This is a genomic window from Nocardioides sp. SYSU D00038, from assembly GCF_016924665.1.
Lineage (GTDB): Bacteria > Actinomycetota > Actinomycetes > Propionibacteriales > Nocardioidaceae > Nocardioides.
Genome location: NZ_JAFFJT010000009.1, coordinates 19,578 through 39,440, shown reverse-complemented (window position 1 = coordinate 39,440; position 19,863 = coordinate 19,578). Strand labels below are relative to the sequence as shown.

The window sequence follows — 19,863 nt, the reverse complement described above, 5'->3', positions numbered from 1 at the left end:
GTCAGCCAACCGCCCTCCACTGCGAACGGGAGGGTTGTCGACTTACCGGGTTTCGAGACAGGACTTCGTCCTTCCTCAACCAGCGACGACGGCCCTCCGCTGGTTGAGGAAGTCGCGCTAGCGACTGTCTCGAAACCCCCGTCGGCCGAACGCCCTCCCCGCGCTGGTTGAGGTGCGAGCGAAGCGAGCCTCGAAACCCCCGTCGGCCGAACGCCCTCCCCGCGCTGGTTGAGGTGCGAGCGAAGCGAGCCTCGAAACCCCCGTCGGCCGCACGCCCTCCCGGCGCTGGTTGAGGTGCGAGCGAAGCGAGCCTCGAAACCTGCGCACCCGAACGTCCTTCGGTAGGGACGGGAGGGCGTTCGTCTCACCGGGTCTCGAGGCTCAGGCCTGGCGGCCTTCGCACCTCGACCAGCGCCACCCACCGGTGGTTGAGGAAGTCGCGCTAGCGACTGTCTCGAAACCCCCCAGCCGAACGCCCTTCGGTAGGACCCGGGAGGGCTCCGGCGGCGAGCGTCAGCCGCGGGCGGCCTGGCCGCGGATGCCCGCCATCAGCGTGTCCATGCCGACCTCGAACCACTCCGTCGACGAGCCGCAGTCGGTGAGCGACGCGGCGGACTCGACGATGTGGGGGTAGCGCTTGGGCGGCAGCGCCTGGAGCATGGCCCACTTGGTGCGGACCTCCTGCTCGCGCTCCTCCTCGCTGGCGCCGACGGCCTGCCCGGGGAGCCCGGAGACGAGCCCGATCATGAACAGCAGGGCGTGCACCGCGAGCTGTGAGGAGCGCTCGGTCGAGAACCCGCCCCGGCGCAGCAGCGTCAGCACCCGCTCGGTGAGCACCCGGCCCGGCTCGCTGCCGAGCACCCGGGTGCGCACCAGGTCGGCCGCCGCGGGGTGGGCGGCGAGGGCGGCGACCAGCGCGTCGAGGACCTCGCGCAGCTGCTCGTCCCACGGCGCCTCGTCGTCGGGTTCGGCCAGCCGCACCTCGGCGAGGATCGCCTCGACCACCCCGTCGAGCAGCGCGTCCTTGTCCTTGAAGTGCCAGTAGAGCGCCATCGGCGTCACGCCGAGCGTCGCGCTGAGCCGGCGCACCGTCACGGCGTCGAGCCCCTCGGCGTCCGCCATCCCCAGCGCGGCGGCCGCGACCGTCGTCCGGCTCAACCGCTCCTTGGGGGTCGCGGGGGTGCGGGTCCGGGCGGTCATGTTGACAACTGTACAGCGTCTAGGTCTTACTGTCCTCTGTAGATGTACGCCGTACAGTGACGGCGCACAGTGAGTCCTAGAGGAAGGCGTACGCAGATGCGGAGAAGTCCCTGGGCACCCCTGGCGGTGCTGGCCCTGGCGCAGTTCATGGTGGTGCTGGACGTGACGATCGTGAACGTCGCGCTGCCCGACATCCAGACCGAGCTCGGGTTCGGGCCCGACAGCCTGCAGTGGGTGATCAGCGCGTACACGCTGGCCTTCGGCGGCTTCCTGCTGCTCGGGGGCCGCCTCGGCGACCTCCTCGGGCGGCGGCGGATCTTCGCCGGCGGCCTGGCCCTGTTCACCGCCGCCTCGCTGGCCGGCGGCCTCGCCACCACCCAGGAGCTGCTGGTCGCGGCCAGGGCGGTGCAGGGCTTCGGCGGCGCGCTGATGTCGGCCTCGGCGCTCGCCATCCTCACCGTCACCTACGCCAGCGGCCGCGAGCGCAACCTCGCCATGGGCATCTGGGGTGGCCTGGCCGGTCTCGGCGGCACGCTCGGCGTCGTCGCCGGCGGCATCCTCGTCGACGCCGCGGGTTGGGAGTGGGTCTTCTTCGTCAACGTCCCGATCGGTCTCGTCCTGCTCGCCGTCACCCGGACGAACATCGCCGACAGCCGCGCCGGCACCGATGCCCCCCGCTCCTTCGACCTGGCCGGCGCGACCCTCGGCACCGGCGCCGTCCTGGCGATCATCTACGGCGTCATCCGCGCCGAACCCCTCGGCTGGAGCGACCTCGAGGTGGTCGGTTCGCTGGTCGGCGGCCTCGCGCTGCTCGCGCTGTTCCTGCTCACCGAGTCGCGCTCGGCCGCGCCGCTGGTGCCGCTGCGGCTGTTCCGGTCGCGCTCGCTCAGCCAGTCGACCCTGGTGCTGGCCCTCAACGGCGGCGCGTTCCTCGCGATGTTCTTCCTCACCGCGATCTTCCTCCAGCAGGGCAAGGGCCTCTCCGCCCTCGACACCGGCCTGCAGTTCCTGCCGATGGGCTTCGCCGCGATCGCCGGGGCGTTGCTGGCGACCCAGCTCCTGCCCCGCTGGGGCACCCGCCCGATCCAGATGGTCTCGGCCGTGATCGGCGTCGCGGGCCTGGCCCTGCTGACCCAGGCCACCGCCGACGGCGCGTACGTCACCGAGCTGCTGCCCGGCTTCGTGCTCTACGGGTTCGGGATCATGGGCGTCGGCGTACCGGCCCAGATCAGCGCGCTGTCGGAGGTCTCCCACTCCGACGCTGGGGCGGCGTCCGGGATCATCAACACCGGCTACCAGGTGGGCGGCGCCCTCGGCCTGGCCGTCATCTCCAGCCTCGCCACCTCGGCGATCACCGCCTCGCTCTCCGACGGCGCCGCACCCCAGGCCGCCCTCGTCGACGGTTTCGAGCGCGGCATCCTGCTCACCGCCGTCCTCGCCGCCGCGACCCTGGTCCTCTCCGCCACCTCGCGCCAGCTGGTCCCGACCCCGGAGGAGGTCGCCGAGCTCGTCGCCGCCTGACGCCAGGCGCTGATTGAGGTGCGAGCGAAGCGAGCCCCGGAATCCCGGACGGCCGAGCACCATCCGGTGCCCCGCCTGTTGAGGTGCGAGCGAAGCGAGCCTCGAACGCCCTCCGGTGGGGACGGGAGGGCGTTCGTCTCACCGGGTCTCGAGGCTCAGGCCTAGCGGCCTTCGCACCTCGACCAGCGGACGCCCGCGCTGGTCGAGGTGCGAGCGCAGCGAGCCTCGAAACCCCCGCACCCGAGCGCCCACCGGTGGGGCCGGGAGGGTCGTCGTCCCGCCAGGTAACGAGTGAAGGACGCCGTCCCTCACCAACCAGCTGCGGTCAGCCCTGGGCGGTGGCCGACGCGGGGGCGGCGCCACCGGTGGGGGCGGTGGTCATCAGCGCCTCGACGGCGGCCCGGTCGCGCTCGCCGACCCGGCCCCAGCCGGGCTCGTAGCCGGCCAGGTCGCGCAGCGACACGGCGTCGCGCTGGGCGAAGAGGACCTCGATGTCGTCGGCGTCGACGAGCGCGGGGTGGGCCACCCCGCAGGTCTCGGCGACCTTCAGCAGGTCGCGGCGCAGCGTCTTGACGTAGTTCGCGCAGCGCACCGACTTCAGTGCCGGGTCCAGCCCGTGCGCCAGCCACCGGTCCTGGGTGGCCACCCCGGTGGGACAGGTGTCGGTGTGGCACTTCTGGGCCTGGATGCAGCCGACCGAGAGCATCGCCTCGCGCCCGACGTTGAGCAGGTCGCAGCCCAGGGCCAGCGCCACGATCGCGTTGTCGGGGAGGCCGAGCTTGCCGGCGCCGATGAACGTCACCCGGTCGGCCAGCCCGGCGCGTGCGAACTCGGCGTACACGCGCGGGAACCCCACCCGGAACGGCAGCGACACCGAGTCGCTGAAGATCAGCGGCGCGGCGCCGGTGCCGCCCTCGCCGCCGTCGATGTTCACGAAGTCCACGCCGCGGTCGGTGCGCGCCATCTGGTCGACCAGCCCGCCCCAGAAGCCCAGGTCGCCGACGGCGGACTTGATGCCCACGGGCAGCCCGGTCTCGGCGGCGAGCAGCTCGACCCAGTCGAGGAGGCTGTCGACGTCGGAGAACTCGGCGTGCCGGGACGGGCTGATGCAGTCCTCGCCGACCCGCACGCCCCGGGTCTCGGCGATCTCGGGTGTCACCTTGGCGCCCGGGAGCAGCCCGCCGAGACCGGGCTTGGCGCCCTGGCTGAGCTTGATCTCCAGCGCCCGCACCGGAGCCCCGGCCACGACGTCCTTGAGCCGCTGCAGGTCGAAGCGGCCCTCCTCGTCGCGGCACCCGAAGTAGGCGGTGCCGATCTGGAAGACCAGCTCGCCGCCGTTGCGGTGGTACGGCGAGAGCCCGCCCTCCCCGGTGTTCTGGAGGCAGCCCGCGAGCGCGGCACCGCGGTTGAGCGCCTCGATCGCGGTGTGCGAGAGCGAACCGAAGCTCATCGCGGAGATGTTGACCAGCGAGCCGGGGCGGAAGGCGTGCTTGCGACCGCGCGCCTCGCCGAGCACCTTGGCCGACGGCACCGGGGTGTCCTCGCCCGTGTTGGGGTGGGTCGGCGGCGCGGGGTCGGGGAACGTGCGGTGCTTGATGATCGTGTAGCCCTCGGTGTGCTCCACGTCGTTGTCGGTGCCGAACCCGAAGTAGTTGTTCTCCAGCTTCGACGACGCGTAGATCCACCGCCGCTGGTCGCGGGTGAACGGTCGCTCCTCGTCGTTGCCCGCGACCACGTACTGCCGCAGCTCGGGTCCGATCGTCTCCAGCAGGTAGCGCGCGTGGCCCAGCACCGGGAAGTTGCGCAGCAGCGCGTGCTGCTTTTGGCGCAGGTCGCGCGCCGCCACCCCGGCGACCCCTGCCAGCGCAGCCGCTCCCACCCACGCCCGTCGCGTCATGCCGCGGCAGTACCCCGCTCGCACCCGGGCGAGACCGATGGTCGAGCAGCGAGGAGCGCCAGCGACGAGCGCCCGTCGAGACCCCCGCCGGTCGAACGCCCTCCGGTGCGAACAGGAGGGCGCTCGGCTCACCGGGTAACGAGTGAGGGACTTCGTCCCTCCTCGACCAGCAGTGACCCACCGCTGGTTGAGGAAGTCGCGCTAGCGACTGTCTCGAAACCCCAGACGGCCGAACGCCCTCCAGTGGGAACAGGAGGGCCCCCGTCGCACCGGGTCTCGAGGCCCAGGCCTAGCGGCCTTCGCACCTCGACCACCGCCACCCACCGCTGGTTGAGGAAGTCGCGCTAGCGACTGTCTCGAAACCCCCGCACCCGACCGCCCTCCGGTGGGAACGGGGGGGCCCCCGTCTCACCGGGTCTCGAGGCCCAGGCCTAGCGGCCTTCGCACCTCGACCACCGCCAGGCGGGGCGCCGCGCCGCCGGCACGGAGGCGGCGGAGCGACGGGCGGCGTTCGGCACGTCAACCCCCGATGTGGCGCCGAAGACCGCGACAGGGAACGGCAGGGCAGAGTCCGGCGACACGGCAACGAGTGCCGAACGACGTCGGGCGCGCAGCAGCCGCAGTGCCCCCAAGCGCGGCACCCCGCACCCCACCCACCCACAGTCACCCACACCCCGGATCACACAGACCGGGAGTCAGCACGCGCCCGAGCCCCGTCCGCGGAGTCGCCACGCACGGCGGGCGGTCGCTGCTCGACCACCAGCCCCCAGACGGCCGAACGCCCTCCCGTTCACAACGGGAGGGCGTTCGACGTGGAGCGAGCCGGGTCAGGCGGAGACGTCCCGGATGTAGGAGATCGCGGCACCGAGGGTGATGTTGGCGCCGACCGGGAGGCCGGCCCGAGCGGTGCTGAGGATCACCTGGACGCCGTAGACACCGCCGCCGAGGGCGTTGGTCACCTGCTTGTTGATCCAGACCGTGCCGAGGCCGGCGACCTCGATCTTGGTGTTGGGCGCCACGTTCACCGGCAGCTTGATGCCGGCGACCTTGAGGTTGAGGAACTGCGTGGAGTTCGTCATCTTCCGGGGCCCGTCACCGCGACGACTGGTGGTCGACGTGGTCGTGATCGCCGAGGCGGTGATCAGTCCGTTGAGCACGTTGAGGCCGGTGAGCTTGTTGCTGACCATGACGTCGGCGGCGCCGGGCACCGTGGTGCCGCTGGTCGTCGACTTGATGGCCTCCAGGTGCAGGATGCCGGGCAGGTTGACCTCGGCGGTGGCGTTCTGGATGGTGCGGCCGTTGGTGCCGGCGGGCGGCGTCGCGATGGACGCGCTCGGCCCGGACTCGAGGCTGAACAGCTTGCCGCCCTCGACGGTCACGCTGGAGCTGAAGCCCTGGCCGCCGAGCACGGCGGCGCCGGCGATCGGCGCCTCGGCGACACCCGAGGCGGTCGGGCCGAGGACGATGGTGGCCGCGGCCGGCACGTTCTTGAACGGCTTGAGCAGCTGGACGAAGAGGCCGAACCCGTAGCTGTAGACGGTGCCCTCCACGGTGCGCTGCACCGAGCCGTTGAGGATCACGGTGGCCACGCCCGGGATGGTGATCGTGGTGTTCTTGGCGACGTTCACGGCGTACTTCTTGCCGGCGATCGTCAGGCCCACGAACTGGGTGTTGGCCGAGAAGTTGTTGAGCAGCGGGGTCTTGGTCGCCACCGTCACGGTCTCCACGGCGTCGGCACGGATCAGCCCGCCGAGCAGCGAGACGTCGGCCGTGCGCGACCCGGTGGTGATCTTGGTGCCGTCGCCACCGGCCTGCTCGGCGCCGGCCCAGGTGCGCACCGCGCCCAGGCTGGCCAGCCCGTCGAGGACGTTGGCGGCGACCAGCTCGTTCTCGTCGGTGACGCCCCACTGGGAGCCGGCGATCGAGGACGCTGCGGTGAGGTCGCTGCGGACGGTCAGGCCGAGGGCCTGGATCTGGGAGCCGCCAGCGGCTCCGTAGTAGTAGAACTTCGGCCCGGCGGCCGTGGCTGCGGAGGTCGCCACCAGGGAGGTGAGCAACACACCGAGGGCCACGATCACCGCGGAGATGCGCTTCGACATGTCTGTGTCCTTGCACGGCCCTTGGACGGGGGCCGAGGTGGGTCGGGGGGGTTCCATCCGGAGCAACGAGCAGGAGGCGCGGAAGGCACGGTCCGGACACCTCCGGGGGCATTGGTCTGGACCAGTGGCCGCTCGTGCAGCCGGACGACGCCGGGCACGGCTCGGCCCCGGCGGGCCGGCCAGAGGTGGAGAGGGGGCGGACCACCGCGTGGAACCCTGGGTGTGGGGCGGCGGTCCGCGCCCCCTCCGTGGTGGAGGGTCGTCGTTGTCCGGACGGCGGCCCTCACTCCCGGGACGTGGGGCGCGACCCACCATGACGCGGTCGCGCGGCCCGGCGTCAGGGCGCCTGGACCAGCCGCTGCGCCACCCGCTGGGTCAGCGACGGCCGGAGCCGGTCGAGGGCCCACCCGCCCGCCGCGCTGCGCTGCTGGTTCGTCACCCAGAACAGCCCGGCCCCTCGTTCCGGCAGCCGGGCGAGCTCGGCGTAGGCCCAGCCGTTGCCGCCGTTGTGCCAGTCGATCGTGCCGAGCGGCGTGTCGGCGACCACCCAGCCGTAGGCGTAGCGGGTCTCGCCGCCGGGCTCCTCCAGCACCCGTGGCCGGAACAGCTCCTCCTTGGCGCGCTCGGACAGCACCTCGTCGCCGTCGAGGGCGAGCAGCCACCGGCCCAGGTCGCGGGCGGTCGAGAGCAGGCCGCCGTTGCCGCGCAGGTTCCAGTACGGCCCGTCCGCGGCCCAGGGGTGGTCGTACGGGCGTCCCTGTGGGCGACCGCGGGCGTCGTACTCCACGGCGACGTCGGCTGCGTCCCACTCCGGCAGCACGTAGCCGGTGTCGGTCATCCCGGCCGGGGCGAGGAGCTCGCGGGCGAGGTACTCCTCGTAGCCCAGCCCGGAGGCCTCCTCGACGACCACGGCCAGCAGGCTGTAGCCGAGGTTGGAGTAGTGGTGGTGAGCACCGGGCCGGCTCCTGAGCGGGGCGGCCAGCGCGCCCGCGACCAGGGCGTCGCGGGACAGCGGCTCGTAGTCGTCGCCGAGCGCCTCCACCAGGCCTGCGGTGTGGGTGAGCAGGTGCTCGACGGTGATCGCGCGCTTGTCGTCGGGAACGCCGTCGAGGAAGCGGCTGAGCGGGTCGGCGACCCGCAGCCGCCCCTGCTCCTGCAGCTTGACCACGGCGGCGGCGGTGAACTGCTTGCTCACCGAGCCGATGTCGAAGACGGTGTCGCAGCCGGCCGCGGCGCCGGTGGCGTGGTCGGCCTCGCCCCAACCTCGGCAGGTCACCACCTCGCCGTCGAGGGTCGCCACCAGGCTGCCGCTCGATCCCTCGGGCACGTCTGTGGGGCGGAGTACGGCGATCCGCTCGGGCTCCTCCTCCGGCTCCCGCTCCGGCGGCGCCGGCTGCTCCGAGCGGCACGACGCGAGCAGCAGGACGACGGCGACGCCGACCGCCCCGCTCAGTCGCGGACGCATCGCCAGCCGGCGCCCGTCGGCTCCCGGCGCTCGGTGCACGTCCAGCCGTCGCTCACCCGCGCGGCGACCTCCGCCTCGACCTCGGGGCACCGACCCGCACATCCGAGCAGGTCCTCCTCGGCCCGCCCGCCCTGCGCGGCCGCCGTCCAGGCCAGGCCGCTGACCACGAGGAGGACGGCGGCGACCGACGCGACCAGCGCCCGCCCGGTGCGCGCCCTCCGGCGGCGCTCGGCGAGCCCGGCCCACAGCAGGCCCGCCGCCTCGCGCCCGAACCCGTGGTCGTCGGCGAGCTCGTCGGCCAGGTCGCGGAGGTGGTCGCCGTCGCGCTCCCGGACCGCGCGCGGGTAGGCGAGCAGGCACAGGTCGAGCAGCCGGGCCCTCATGCCAGCCCCTGCGACAGCCCCGACGCCGGTCGACCCGCGACCCGGGCGCCCAGGGTGGCCGCGGCCCGGCGCAGGCGCTCGACCTCGGCCTCGAGCACGGCTCGCCCGGAGGCGGTGATCCGGTAGTAGCGCCGGCGCCGCCCCTGCACCTGCTGCTCGCCGGCGGGCTCGACCAGCCCCTCCTCGGAGAGTCGGTTGAGCGCGCCGTAGAGCGTCCCGGCGGTCAGCCGCACCTGCCCGTCGGACAGGTCGTGCACGTCGCGAGCGATGCCGTAGCCGTGGAGCTCGCCCTGGGCGAGGCTGGCGAGGATGAAGAGGGCCTGCTCGGTCACCCAGGAATCATATATCGCGGCACGATGCATAGGGAAGCGACCCGTGGGGCACCCGCTCCTGGCTAGTGCCCCGAGCAGGGGGGCTCGCGGCCGACGTCCACCCCGGGAAAGGCCTGCTCGGCGGTCTGGGTCGGGAACTGACCCGGCAGGGGTCCGACCCCCGCCACCCACGGGTAGGGCCGGGCACCCCGGACCAACCCGGACGGCGACGTCCACACCGTCGCCCGGACCGACCGGCCCCACTCGTCGAGCAACCAGACCTCATGGCGACGCAGACGGCAGGTCACGCACTCGTCGCGCAGCCACTCGTGGCTCCGGGCTCGCTGTGCCCTAGCCACGTCCGTCGCGCCCGTCGGTCTCGCGCCGTCGGTACCGCTCGAGGTGCAGCAGGAGCTCGTCGAGCTCGTCGTGGAACTCCTGGTGCAGCCGTCCGTCGGCGTAGGCGGCACCACAGATCGCGCACACCCTCAGCTCGCCCATGTCCCTGTGCCCTTCGGCCCCATCCGTGCCTGGTCCTGGGGAGCGTCAGGATCTCAAGCCGGGTGCGTGAGGACAAGACTCGTCTTGGGCTCGCATCGCGGCCGTGGTCCCCGCGTCACGACGGGACGTCGGGCGTCCCACCGTCGGGGCCGGTGTTCGGACGAACGCCTGACCCACGTCGAGGAGGGTGCGGGTCGTCCCCCACACCACGGGGTTCCCGAGGACGACCCGCTCTCTCCCCCTGACAGGATTCGACGGTCAAGGCGGCACGGGGTCAATCGCGTACCGGGTCGGCGTACCAGATCGTGCGGTGGCTCCAGTCGCCCGGACCGCGACGGACTCCGGAGCAGACGAGGATGGCCAGCCGCGGCCGGCTGGTGACCGAGTAGAAGCCCGGCGGCGACGAGCCGGCGCGCACCCGGACCCGCCGGGTCACGTCGTAGCAGAGCCGCTGCCCCTTCGGGCCGGTGACGACGACTCTGTCGCCCGCGTGCAGGCGGCGCAGCAGCCGGTTGCCGAGGGCTCCGCCGTGCGACCCGCTGCGGGGGTAGGTGTGGGCCAGCATCCGCACGACGCCGCGCGCACTGCCCGGCCCGGTGCGCGAGGGCCGGTCCCACGCCAGTTGCCACTTGCCCCGAGGTGTCAGCGGGGGCGGTAGCGGGGCGCCCCGCCGGTCGCGCTCGCGGGCCAGCACCCGGGTCGCCCCGACCACGCCGGGCACGACGACCCGGGTCGGTCGGAACTCGCGCACCGCGGTCGAGCAGGCGCCGCGCGCCGTGACCACCGCGGACGCCGGCGCCGCGCCGGGCGTGGACTCGCCGGCCCCGGCCGGGCCGGGAGCGAGCGCGCCCAGCACCGGAGCCAGCACGGTCACCAGCACGGCGAGGACCCGACGGGCCCCGCCCCCGCGCGGCGCGGCGCTCACGGCCTGCTCACCAGCGCCACCCGGGCCCGGCCACGCGGTAGCCGGTCGAGGGCAGCGGCGGACGGGGCGCGACCCGGATCGGGGCGGCGTCGTCGTTGTTGGCGGTGTTGCCGTCGACCACCCCGGCGATCCGCGCGGTGTTGACCACCGTGCGGTTGGCCGCCGCCCGGGTCACGACCGCGACCACGGTGATGGGCGAGGTCCGGGCCCGGGGCGCCAGCGCGCCCGTGCGCACGCAGGTCACCTTGTCGGTGCGGGTGCGGACCTGGCACTGCCAACCCCGACCTCGCGCCGTGCGCAGCTCCAGCCCGCGGGGCAGCTTGTCGACCACGGTGACCGGCCCCGGTGCGGCGTCGGGGCCCTTGTTGGTGACCACGATCCGGTAGCGGGCCTTGTCGCCCACCATCAGCCGCTTTCCGCCCACCGAGCGCTTGTCGAGCGCCAGGTCGAAACGGCGCACCGGGTGGGTGGTGCAGTCACCGGTGCCGGCAGGCGCGCGGCGCGACATCGGGACCGAGCAGCCGGCCGGGGGCTGCTGACCCTGGTCGACGAGGAAGTTGCCAAGGCGCCGGTCGCCCTGCTGCGACTGCGGCTTGACCCGCACGACGTAGCTCACCGTGACGGTCTGCTGCGGGTCGAGCGTGCCGGTCACCGAGAACCGACCGCCGGTGACCGCACCGACCGTCAGCGCCGGGTCGGACGACCGCGGGGCGCTCACCAGGGTCGCGTCGTCGAGCACCCGGGTCAGCACGTCGTCGCGGGCGACCTCGACCGGAGCCGTGCCGGTGTTGGTGAGGTGCAGCGTGTAGGTGACCCGGTCGCCCGCCTGGACCATCGTCCCGCCCGCGGGGTCGGCGGTCTTCCAGTCGTCCAGCTCGCCGAGAAGGTGCGAGGTGGCGGGGGGTGGCACGGGCTGGCAGGTGCCGTCGGTGCAGGTGACCTGCGGGGTGTCGGGGCTCAGCACGTTCGCCTGGCGGTTGTCCCCGCGGGTGCCGTCGGGCCGCACCCGCACCTGGTAGGTCACGGTGACGGTCGCACCGACCGCGATCGGGCCGGTGACCCGCAGCTCGGCGCCGTCGAGGTTCGTCACGACCCCGGGGCTCGAGGTCGCAGGACCGTCGACCAGCACGGCGTCGTCGAGCACCTCGGACAGGTCGTCGGTGGCGTCGACCACACCCGCGGCGGAGCCGTCGTTGGTCCACGACAGCGTGTAGGTGACCAGGTCGCCCTCGCCGAGGTCGGTGCCGGTGGGCGGCACGGTGGTCTTCGAGGCAACGACGTGCGGCAGCGACGTCACCACCGGGTCCGGGTTGCACTCGTCGAGGTCGCAGCCGACGACCGCGGCGGTGTTGGTCAGCTCGTGGTCCCCGAGGTTCGTCACCGTGACCGAATAGGTGATGGTGGCGCTCGCCCCGTGGGCCAGGGCCCCGGTCCAGGTCAGCTCGGGCGCGACGAAGCCGACCGTGCCGGCCGTGGCGGCGGCGGTGCCGTCCCAGGTGGCGTCGTCGAGCACCTCGGTCAGGTCGTCGACCACCTCGGCCGGGTCGGCGGCGGTGTAGTCGCCCGCGCCGTCGTTGTGCACGACGACCTCGTAGGTCACCTGGTCGCCGGTGTCGGGCGCCGAGGGCGAGGTCTGCACCTTGCTCAGCGTGAGGTGGCGCACCGGGTTGGTGGTGGTCGCCGGTGCGCAGGGTGCCGGGTCGCCCGGCTCGCAGGCCAGCGCGTTGCGCAGCACGTGGTCGCCCTGCTCGGCGAACGGCCGGACCGTGACCGAGTAGGTCACCGTGCGGGTCGCGCCGGCGGGCACGGTCCCGGTCACCGCCAGGGTGTCGCCGTCGCGGGTGGCGCCGAGGCCGGCGCCGGCGGTGATCGAGCCGGCGTCGAAGGCGGCGTCGTCCAGCACCGCCGTGAGGTCGTCGGTGGTGTCCACCGTCGCGGCGGCCCGACCTTGGGTGTTGTCGAAGGTCAGGGTGTAGGTCAGCCTGTCGCCGACCTCCACCGCGGTGCCCGACGCCGGGTCCACCGACTTGCGGTGCATCAGGCCGGAGCCGGGGACCGAGACGGTGTCGCAGGCGGCGCCGGGCAGCTGGGCCTCGTCGGCAGGGACGCAGGCGGTGTTCGCGAGCACCCGATCGCCGGTGGCCCGGTAGGTGACGGTGTAGCTGATGTCGGCGAACTCGCCGGCCGCACCGAGGGCGCCCGTCCACGACAGCGTGTCACCGCTGATCGTGGCGTCACCCACGGTGGCGGTGGGGGTGCCCACGATGCCGTCGTCGGTCACGTCGGAGAGGTCGTCGGTGAACGACGCCGGGTGCTCGGTGGTGTAGACGCCCGGGCCGGCGCTGGTGACGCGGACCGTGTAGGTGACCGTCTCGCCGACGGCCGGCAGGTCGGCGCGGTCGGCGGTCTTGTCGACGGTGAGCTTCGGCAGGTCGAACGTCTCGGTGGCGCACGGCTCGGAGCCGGCGGCGCAGTCCGGGGTCGGCCCGGGGTCGGTCGGGTCGGTCGGCGCCCAGGCGACGTTGCGGACCACCCCGTCGCCGCCACCGGTGAGGACGACCTCGTAGGTGATGCGCACCTCGTCGCCCGCGGCCAGCGGCCCGCTCCACGACAGCCGCGGCTCGTCGTACGACGGCGCCGGGCCGTCGCTGGCGTTGGCGGAGCCGTCGAAGGTCGCGTCGTCGAGCACGCCGGTCAGGTCGTCGACCACCGCAGCGGGGGCGGCGGCCGTGTAGTCACCGGTGCCGTCGTTGAGCAGCCGGACCGTGTAGGTCACGGTGTCGCCCGGCTTGCTGGACGCGGTGGCGTCGGAGGTCTTCGAGACCTGCAGGTGCCGGACGGGGTTGGTCGTGGTGGTCGGGTCGCAGGGCTGCGGGTCGCCCGGCTGGCAGGCGAGCGCGTTGGTGACGACGTGGTCGCCCTGGTCCGCGAAGTCGCGGACGCGCACCTGGTAGGTGACGGTGAGGGTCTCGCCGGTGGGCACCGAGCCGGTGACGACCAGCTCGTCGCCTCCGGCGCCGGGCGCGGCGGTGAGGCCCGCCTCGGCAGTGATCGAGTCGGTGAGCAGGTCCGCGTCGTCGACGACGCCGGAGAGGTCGTCGATCGTGTCGACCACCGCGGCCGCGGGCCCGACGTTCTCGAACGCGAGGGTGTAGGTGAGCACCTGCCCCTCGACCACCGCGGTCCCGGTGCGCGGGTCGACGCGCTTGGTCTGGCGCAGCCCGGACCCGGGGGTGTGCACGGTGCGGCAGACGTCGTCGGGGTCGAGCGCCTCGTCGACGGGGATGCAGGCGCGATTGTCGACCACCAGGTTGCCGGTCTCCTGGTAGGTCAGCGTGTAGGTGACCGTGACCGACCCACCGGCGGGGAGGGCGCCCGTCCACGTCAGCGTGGTGCCGGTGAGGGCGGCCGCACCCGTGGACGCGCTGATGGATCCGGCGTCGAAGGTGGCGTCGTCCAGCACGTCGGAGAGGTCGTCGGTGAACGTCGCGGGCTCGGCGGCGGTGTAGCTGCCGGGGCCGGGGTTGGCGACCGTGACGGTGTAGGTGATCTTGTTGCCGGCCGCGGGGAGCTGGGCGCGGTTCGACGACTTCCTGATCGTCAGCTTGGGCAGGTCGTGGCCGGAGGTGGCGCACGGTCGGGTGGTCGTGGCGCAGTCCGGCGTGGGCCCGGGGTTGCCGGGCGTGGCAGGCTGCCAGACCACGTTGTCGACCTGCCCGTCACCGCCCCCCGTCAGGGTGACGGTGTACTCGATCGTGACGGTCTCGCCGTGCGCGATCGGCCCGGTCCACCGCAGTCGCGGCTGCACGTACGACGTGGTGCCGGCGCTGGCGGTGGCGGTGCCGTCGTACTCGGCGTCGTCCAGCACCCCGGTGAGGTCGTCGACCAGGGTGGCGGGGTCGAGCGCGGTCCAGTCGCCCTCACCGTCGTTCTCGGCGGTGACCGTGTAGGTGACCTGGTCGCCGGGACGGCTGTCCGCCGTGGCGTCGGAGGTCTTGGTGAGCGTGAGGTGCCGCACCGGGTTCGTGGTGGTCTCCGGAGCGCACCCGGCGGGCTCGCTCGGCTCGCAGGCGAGCACGTTGGTCAGTCGGTGGTCGCCCTGGTCGGCGTAGGCGCGCACCCGGACCTGGTAGGTCACGGTGCGGGTCTGGCCGGCGGGGACGCTGCCCCCGATCTCGAGCCGGGTGCCGTTCACGGTCGCCGTCAGGCCGGCGCCGGCGTCCGGGGTGCCGACGAGCTCGGCGTCGTCGAGGACGCCGGCCAGGTCGTCGCTCGTGTCGACGGTGGCCGCGGCGTTGCCGACGTTCTCGAACGTGAGCGTGTAGGTGAGGACCTGGTCCTCGTCGACGGGCGTCCCGGACACCGGGTCGACGCTCTTGTCGTGGCGCAGGCCGGAGCCCGGCACGGAGACGGTGCGGCAGACGTCGGTCGGGTCGGCCGCTTCCTCCACCGGCACGCAGGCGCTGTTGTCGAGCTGCTGGTCACCCGCGCCGGTGTAGGTCAGCGTGTAGGTGATCGTGGCGGACTCGCCGGGGGGCAGCTCGCCGGACCAGGTCAGGTCGGGCGAGGAGAAGGTGGCCGTGCCGCGGTCGGCCGACACGTCCCCCTGGGTCATCGTCGCGTCGTCCAGCACCTCGCCCAGGTCGTCGGAGAACGTCGCCGGGTGGGAGGCCGTGAACGCGCCGAGCCCGGTGTTCTCGACCTCGACGGTGTAGGTGATCTGCTGGCCGACGGCGGGCAGCTGGGTGCGGTTCGACGTCTTGCGGATCGACAGCTTCGGCAGCTCCGACGTCGTGGTGGCGCACGGCCGCGCCGTCTGCGCGCAGTCCGGCGTCGGCGGGTCCGGGGTGCCGGCGGGCGGCACGAACGCGGTGTTGCGCACGTGACCGTCGCCGCCGCCCTCGAGCTCGACGGAGTAGGTGAGGACGACGGACCTCCCGGCCGCGAGCGGGCCGGACCAGGTGAGCCGCGGCTCGGCGTACGTCGGCGCGGTGACCGCCGTGCCGTCGACGGTGGCGACGGCGTCGCCCTGGTAGGTGGCGTCGTCGAGCACACCGGTGAGGTCGTCGACGACCCGGGCCGGGTTGCCGGCGGTGAACGCGCCGGTGCCGGTGTTGGTCAGCGTCACCGTGTAGGTGACGGTGTCGCCGGGGCCGCTGCTCGCGGTGGCGTCGGAGGTCTTGGTCAGGCTCAGCGACGGGTTGAGCGTCGTGACCGGGTGGTCCTCGACCTCACCGGCGGTCGCGGCGCCGAGGGGCGAGGGACTGGCGACGGCGCCCGGGAAGACGCGGAACCGTGCGTAGGTGTGCTGCGTGGTGGTCACGGTCCCGGACCAGGTCAGGGTCGACGTGCCACCGGTGGTGCCCGGCGCGACCGTGGCGGTCGCGCGCTCGTCGGCGTCGAAGGTCCCGGACTTGTCGAGGTCGATCCATCCGGCCAGGGTCGCCGGGGTTCCGGTCGTGTTGGTCACCGTGACCTCGGCGGTGGGCGAGGTGCCGGTCGTGACCGACAGGGCAGCCACACCGTCCTCGTCGTCGCTGGCGTTGGCGTCGTCCCCGCCCGCGTTGCCCGCGGGCAGGCCGTCGCCCTCGTAGTCGATGCCGGCGCCCAGTCGCAGGTCGGTGCCGCGGCCGTGGACCGGTCCGTCGGATGCGTTGAGGGTGCCGTAGGTGTCGGGTGCGTCGCCGTGCTCGCAGGTGGGCGCGACGGCCACGTCGTCGATCATCAGGTCGTTGCCGTTGCCGCCGGGCGCGTTGTTGACCAGCTCGAGGCGAGCCGTGGCCTGGGTGGCTTCGAACTTCAGCCCGAACGGCTTCCAGATGGGTCCGCTACCGATGGTGAGTGGCAGGTTGCCGGTGTTCATCTGGCTCAGGACGTCACCGGTGGCGGGGTCCACGACCCGGAAGGTCACGTTCGGGAGGATCGCGACGGCTCGCCCGTTGCCGTTCATGATCCAGGCCGAGAACTCGTACTGCGTTCCGGCGGTCAGGCCCGTGAAGGTCTTGGAGAAGAACTTGCCGGGCTCGACTGAGGCGTTGATCAGCATCAGTCGTCCGGCGGCGTCGCCGGGCGTGTGGTCGTCGGTGGTCCACCACCAGTTGCCGTAGGCGGTGCTGGCCCCGGGGACCAGGGCGTAGGAGCCGTCGACGACCGCACCGGACGGCGAGTAGGTGTACGTCGTCTGGCCTGCCGGCAGCGGTCCGCGCGGACCGGTGCCGAAGTCCTCCACGAACGGGTTGACGCAGTCGTCGGGCAGGAGCGTGGCGACCGTGGCGAGGAGGTCCTCGACCTCTCCGTCGGGCGCGCCGCCCAGCGCGCGCTCGTCCACGCTCGCGGTCGTCGTGTTGTCGGTCAGGGCTGCCGTGGTGAGTCGGAGCCGGACGACGGGACGCGCGCCATCCGTCGCGGGAGGCAGGCCGGCCCAGCTCAGGGAGGCGCTGGAGGCACCGTCAGGGACGGCGACCGAGGCGCTCTCCGACGCCTGGAAGGTGCCGTTGTCGTTGGTGTCGATCCAGCCGTGCAGGGTGGCGGTGGTGCCGGTGGTGTTCGTGACCGGGACGGTCGTCGTGGCGGTGCTGGCCCCGGGCGCGACCGCGACCGTGGCCACGTCCTCGTCGTCGGTGCCGGCGGTGTCGTCGCCGTCGGCGCCCGGACCGGGGGCGCCCTCGGTCTCGTCGTCGACGGTCGCGCCGATCATCAGCGTGGAGGTGTTGGCATCGGCGTCGTAGCCGGTGATCAGGTGGCGCGGACCCTCCTGGGCGACCGTCGTGCCGAACGAGCCGGCGGCGTCACCGAAGTCGGCGGGCACCGGGTTGCACGCGAACAGCTGGAAGTCGTCGAAGCTCATCCACGCCTGGCCGGCGACGGTGCCGTTGTTGGCCGGCACGGCGTTGCGGGCCTCGACGCGGAGGTAGGGCCAGGCCGCGGCCGGCGTGAACTCGAACGTCGCGGTCCGCCACTGCGCGCGCGTGCCGGCGGGCGCCGGGGCGACGACGGGAGTCGCGGCCAGCGGCTCCTGGTTGCTCGCGGTCGGGTTGACGACCCCGCTCTGCGGGACGGAACCGATGTTCCGGTTGCTGACCCCGAAGACGCGGAGGTAGCCCGATCCGGCACGGCTGTAGCCGCCGGCGCCGACCGAGAAGAACCCGACGTACTCCGTACCGGGCGCGAGCGGGGTGACCAGGGTGTTGGTCGCGCCCTCGCCGGCGTCGTTGGAGCCGGTGACCGTCGTGGTGTGGCCGCCCAGGAAGCCGTAGCCGTCCGCACCCGCGCGGAACGGCATCGTCGCCTCGCCGGGGCCGGAGTCGAACGTGGGCGAGAAGACGTGGTACTGCCCGCCGGTGCTGTGCGCGTCGTACCAGCTCTGCGCGAAGTTGATGGTGTTGGCCGAGGAGCTGTTGGCGAACGTGCCCGTCCGGGTCTCGAACGACGGGTTCTGGATGATCGAGACCGGCTGCGGCTGCGAGCCGACCGGGCACTGCTCGAGCGCCGCGGCCTGCGGGTCGAACAGGGTGCGCGCGTAGTCCTCGACCTCACCGTTCGGCGCCGTGCCCGTCGGCCCGGTGACCTGGCCGGCAGCACCGGAGAAGCGGAAGCGTGCGTGGGCCGGTCCGGCGACGAAGGCGGCGCCCGACGGCACGGTGTAGGTCAGCCGGTTGACGCCGGCGGTCACCGGGGTGTCGGTGAACAGGCGCTCGGCCGCCTCGAAGGTGCCGTCGCGGTCGTAGTCGACCCACCCGTTGAGGAAGCCGGCTGCCGATGCGGTGACGAACACCGTCTCCAACCGGCCCGCCGCGGTGACGTCGGTGCTGAAGTGCACACCGTCCTCGTCGTCGACGCCTGCGGTGTCGTCGCCGTCGGACGCGGCACCGGGGGCGCCGTCCGGGTCGGTGTCGACCCGCGCACCGAGCATGAGCGGGGCGGTGCCGGCCGTGGGGTTGTAGCCCACGATCCGGTGGGCCGCGCCGTCGTTCGCGGTCGTGGTGCCGTACGACGCGGGCGCGTCGGCGCGGTCGGTGGCGGGGCCGGTGTTGGTGACCGTGCAGACGACCTGATCGCCGACGCCGGCGGGCACGGCGATCGACGCCGCCGACGCCGACGGCTGCGGCGGGAACGGGACGCCGTTGCGCGTGCAGGTCCACGAGCGTGTGTAGCCGCCGGGGTCGGTGCCCGACCCGGGAGTCGCCGCGTCGGTGAGCGTGAACGGCGCGTCGTCGTTGGGCGGGATCACCACGACCGGGCCGGTGGTGGCCGAGGCGGCCGAGGTGGCCGGACCGGTCGTCGCGGTCGCGAGCCGGCTGCCGCTGGGCGAGGTGAGCGAGACGTCGAAGGAGTCCGCCGCGGCGACGCGACCGTCCACCTGCTTGACGACCTCGATCGAGGAGGTCTGCACGCCGAACGCGATCCCGGACTGGCAGCAGGTGATCCACCGCAGCGCGAAGTTGTTCGGTGCGTCGGCGGAGACGAGGATCGACCGGGACTTGTTGGCCAGGCTGCTGGGAGCGCCCACGCCGGTGCAGTCGACGGTCGTCGTCCCCAGGCCAGTGGTGCTGGAGGGCTGGCAGCCCTTGGTGGTGCTGGTCGACAGGGCCTCGATGAGGTTGAGGGTCTTGTCCGAGGTCCAGCGCAGGCTCTCGCCGCCGATGTTGTCCTCGGTGTCGGTCGCGACGAAGGCGAACGACGTCACCGCGCCGCCCGCGGAGTCGGTCATCTCGATGTCGGTCAGCGACACGTCCAGGCCCTTGGTGCCCGCGACGCCACCCTGGCTGTAGAGCGACGGACGGCCCGGGATGTTCCGGTAGGCCTCCGACCCGAAGGCGAACCGCGAGTCCCCGGTGGTCGGGTTCTTCTCGATGGGTGTGGTCACCGCGGCCACGGGTGCCCCGTTCATCCCGGGCACGACCGTCGTCCTGACGTTGAAGCTCAGCGTGTAGCCGCCCGGCAGCGAGACCGACATGTCCTGGCCGGCGCCGGTGCGGGCCTGGGCGTCGTCGTACCCCGCCATGTCGACCCAGCAGATGGTGCTGGCGAACTGACCCCCCACGCCGTAGCCGCAGCCGGTCGGGGTGTCCGCTGCCGCCGCCGCGCTGCTTCCCACTCCGCGGCCAGCCGCCGGACCCTTGCCGGCAGGTGTCGGCTCGGCGTCCCGCTCGGGAGCGTCGGTGCCGGAGTCCGTCGTCGTACCCGTCGAGGAGGTCGGCGCGGAGGGGGCCGGCGTGGAGGAGGTCGGCTGCTGCGACGGGTCACCGGGGTCCCCGGCCGACGGGTCCGCGGTGCCCTCGTCGGCGTTCGGAGTCGCAGCAGCGGCGGGGGGCGCCCCGGGGTCGGACGGTTCCCCGGCCGTGCCGGTGTACGCCAGCGGCCCGACCAGGAGTGCGATGGTCGTGACGACCGTGGTGCTGAGCGAGCGCCAGGAGGGCGAGGTGATGTGCCGGCGGAGAGCCATGAGAGTTCCTTCCCCATCGCCCGGCGGGAGCTTCCGGGACGTACTCGGACGCTAGGTCGAACCTCGCGGCCGCCGCAGGCGAATCGGGAAACTCAAGTGGTTCGTGTGACTGGGCG

The 19,863-nt window shown here is 73.3% G+C and carries 10 protein-coding genes; 1 reads left to right on the top strand and 9 read right to left on the bottom strand.

Features of this window, described 5'->3' with window-relative positions; all coding sequences use genetic code 11:
• Positions 1-513: 513 nt before the first annotated feature.
• The gene (locus JT721_RS04885; protein WP_205471801.1) at positions 514-1,200 is read right to left on the bottom strand and encodes a TetR/AcrR family transcriptional regulator; all 687 of its coding nucleotides are present in this window, start codon (positions 1,198-1,200) and stop codon (positions 514-516) included.
• 96 nt (positions 1,201-1,296) lie between these two features.
• Here JT721_RS04885 and JT721_RS04880 point away from each other — a divergent pair, with 96 nt between their 5' ends.
• The gene (locus JT721_RS04880; protein ID WP_205471800.1) at positions 1,297-2,721 is read left to right on the top strand and encodes an MFS transporter; all 1,425 of its coding nucleotides are present in this window, start codon (positions 1,297-1,299) and stop codon (positions 2,719-2,721) included.
• Between the two features lie 325 nt (positions 2,722-3,046).
• Here JT721_RS04880 and JT721_RS04875 read toward each other — a convergent pair whose 3' ends face one another.
• The 8 genes from JT721_RS04875 to JT721_RS04840 form a co-directional block, all read right to left on the bottom strand.
• Entirely contained in the window at positions 3,047-4,618 is a 1,572-nt protein-coding gene (locus JT721_RS04875; RefSeq protein ID WP_205471799.1) for an FMN-binding glutamate synthase family protein, read from the bottom strand.
• Positions 4,619-5,445: 827 nt separating this feature from the next.
• On the bottom strand, positions 5,446-6,717 hold the full coding sequence (locus JT721_RS04870; protein ID WP_205471798.1) for a choice-of-anchor P family protein: 1,272 nt from the start codon (positions 6,715-6,717) through the stop codon (positions 5,446-5,448).
• Between the two features lie 337 nt (positions 6,718-7,054).
• Positions 7,055-8,182 carry a serine hydrolase gene (locus JT721_RS04865; protein WP_205471797.1) on the bottom strand — a complete coding sequence of 376 codons (1,128 nt, stop codon included), beginning with the start codon at positions 8,180-8,182 and terminating at the stop codon, positions 7,055-7,057.
• Positions 8,167-8,565 (bottom strand): hypothetical protein, encoded by a 399-nt coding sequence (locus tag JT721_RS04860; RefSeq protein ID WP_205471796.1) that lies wholly within the window; start codon positions 8,563-8,565, stop codon positions 8,167-8,169. Before JT721_RS04860 ends, JT721_RS04865 begins: the two co-directional genes overlap by 16 nt.
• Entirely contained in the window at positions 8,562-8,897 is a 336-nt protein-coding gene (locus JT721_RS04855; protein WP_307827890.1) for a helix-turn-helix transcriptional regulator, read from the bottom strand. Before JT721_RS04855 ends, JT721_RS04860 begins: the two co-directional genes overlap by 4 nt.
• A gap of 330 nt (positions 8,898-9,227) precedes the next feature.
• A complete protein-coding gene (locus JT721_RS04850) occupies positions 9,228-9,377 on the bottom strand; it encodes a hypothetical protein (RefSeq protein WP_205471794.1) in 150 nt (49 codons plus the stop codon).
• 274 nt (positions 9,378-9,651) lie between these two features.
• Positions 9,652-10,302, bottom strand: a complete 651-nt coding sequence (locus JT721_RS04845; protein WP_205471793.1) for a class F sortase — start codon at positions 10,300-10,302, stop codon at positions 9,652-9,654.
• Positions 10,303-10,309: 7 nt separating this feature from the next.
• Positions 10,310-19,747: a GEVED domain-containing protein gene (locus JT721_RS04840; RefSeq protein WP_205471792.1), complete on the bottom strand. Its 9,438-nt coding sequence runs from the start codon at positions 19,745-19,747 to the stop codon at positions 10,310-10,312.
• Between the last annotated feature and the right edge of the window lie 116 nt (positions 19,748-19,863).

What these genes read in the sequence shown, in the direction of transcription:
- JT721_RS04885 (WP_205471801.1), bottom strand. Translation starts at nt 1,200, where the DNA reads ATGACCGCCCGGACCCGCACCCCCGCGACCCCCAAGGAGCGGTTGAGC.
- JT721_RS04880 (WP_205471800.1), top strand. Translation starts at nt 1,297, where the DNA reads ATGCGGAGAAGTCCCTGGGCACCCCTGGCGGTGCTGGCCCTGGCGCAG.
- JT721_RS04875 (WP_205471799.1), bottom strand. Translation starts at nt 4,618, where the DNA reads ATGACGCGACGGGCGTGGGTGGGAGCGGCTGCGCTGGCAGGGGTCGCC.
- JT721_RS04870 (WP_205471798.1), bottom strand. Translation starts at nt 6,717, where the DNA reads ATGTCGAAGCGCATCTCCGCGGTGATCGTGGCCCTCGGTGTGTTGCTC.
- JT721_RS04865 (WP_205471797.1), bottom strand. Translation starts at nt 8,182, where the DNA reads ATGCGTCCGCGACTGAGCGGGGCGGTCGGCGTCGCCGTCGTCCTGCTG.
- JT721_RS04860 (WP_205471796.1), bottom strand. Translation starts at nt 8,565, where the DNA reads ATGAGGGCCCGGCTGCTCGACCTGTGCCTGCTCGCCTACCCGCGCGCG.
- JT721_RS04850 (WP_205471794.1), bottom strand. Translation starts at nt 9,377, where the DNA reads ATGGGCGAGCTGAGGGTGTGCGCGATCTGTGGTGCCGCCTACGCCGAC.
- JT721_RS04840 (WP_205471792.1), bottom strand. Translation starts at nt 19,747, where the DNA reads ATGGCTCTCCGCCGGCACATCACCTCGCCCTCCTGGCGCTCGCTCAGC.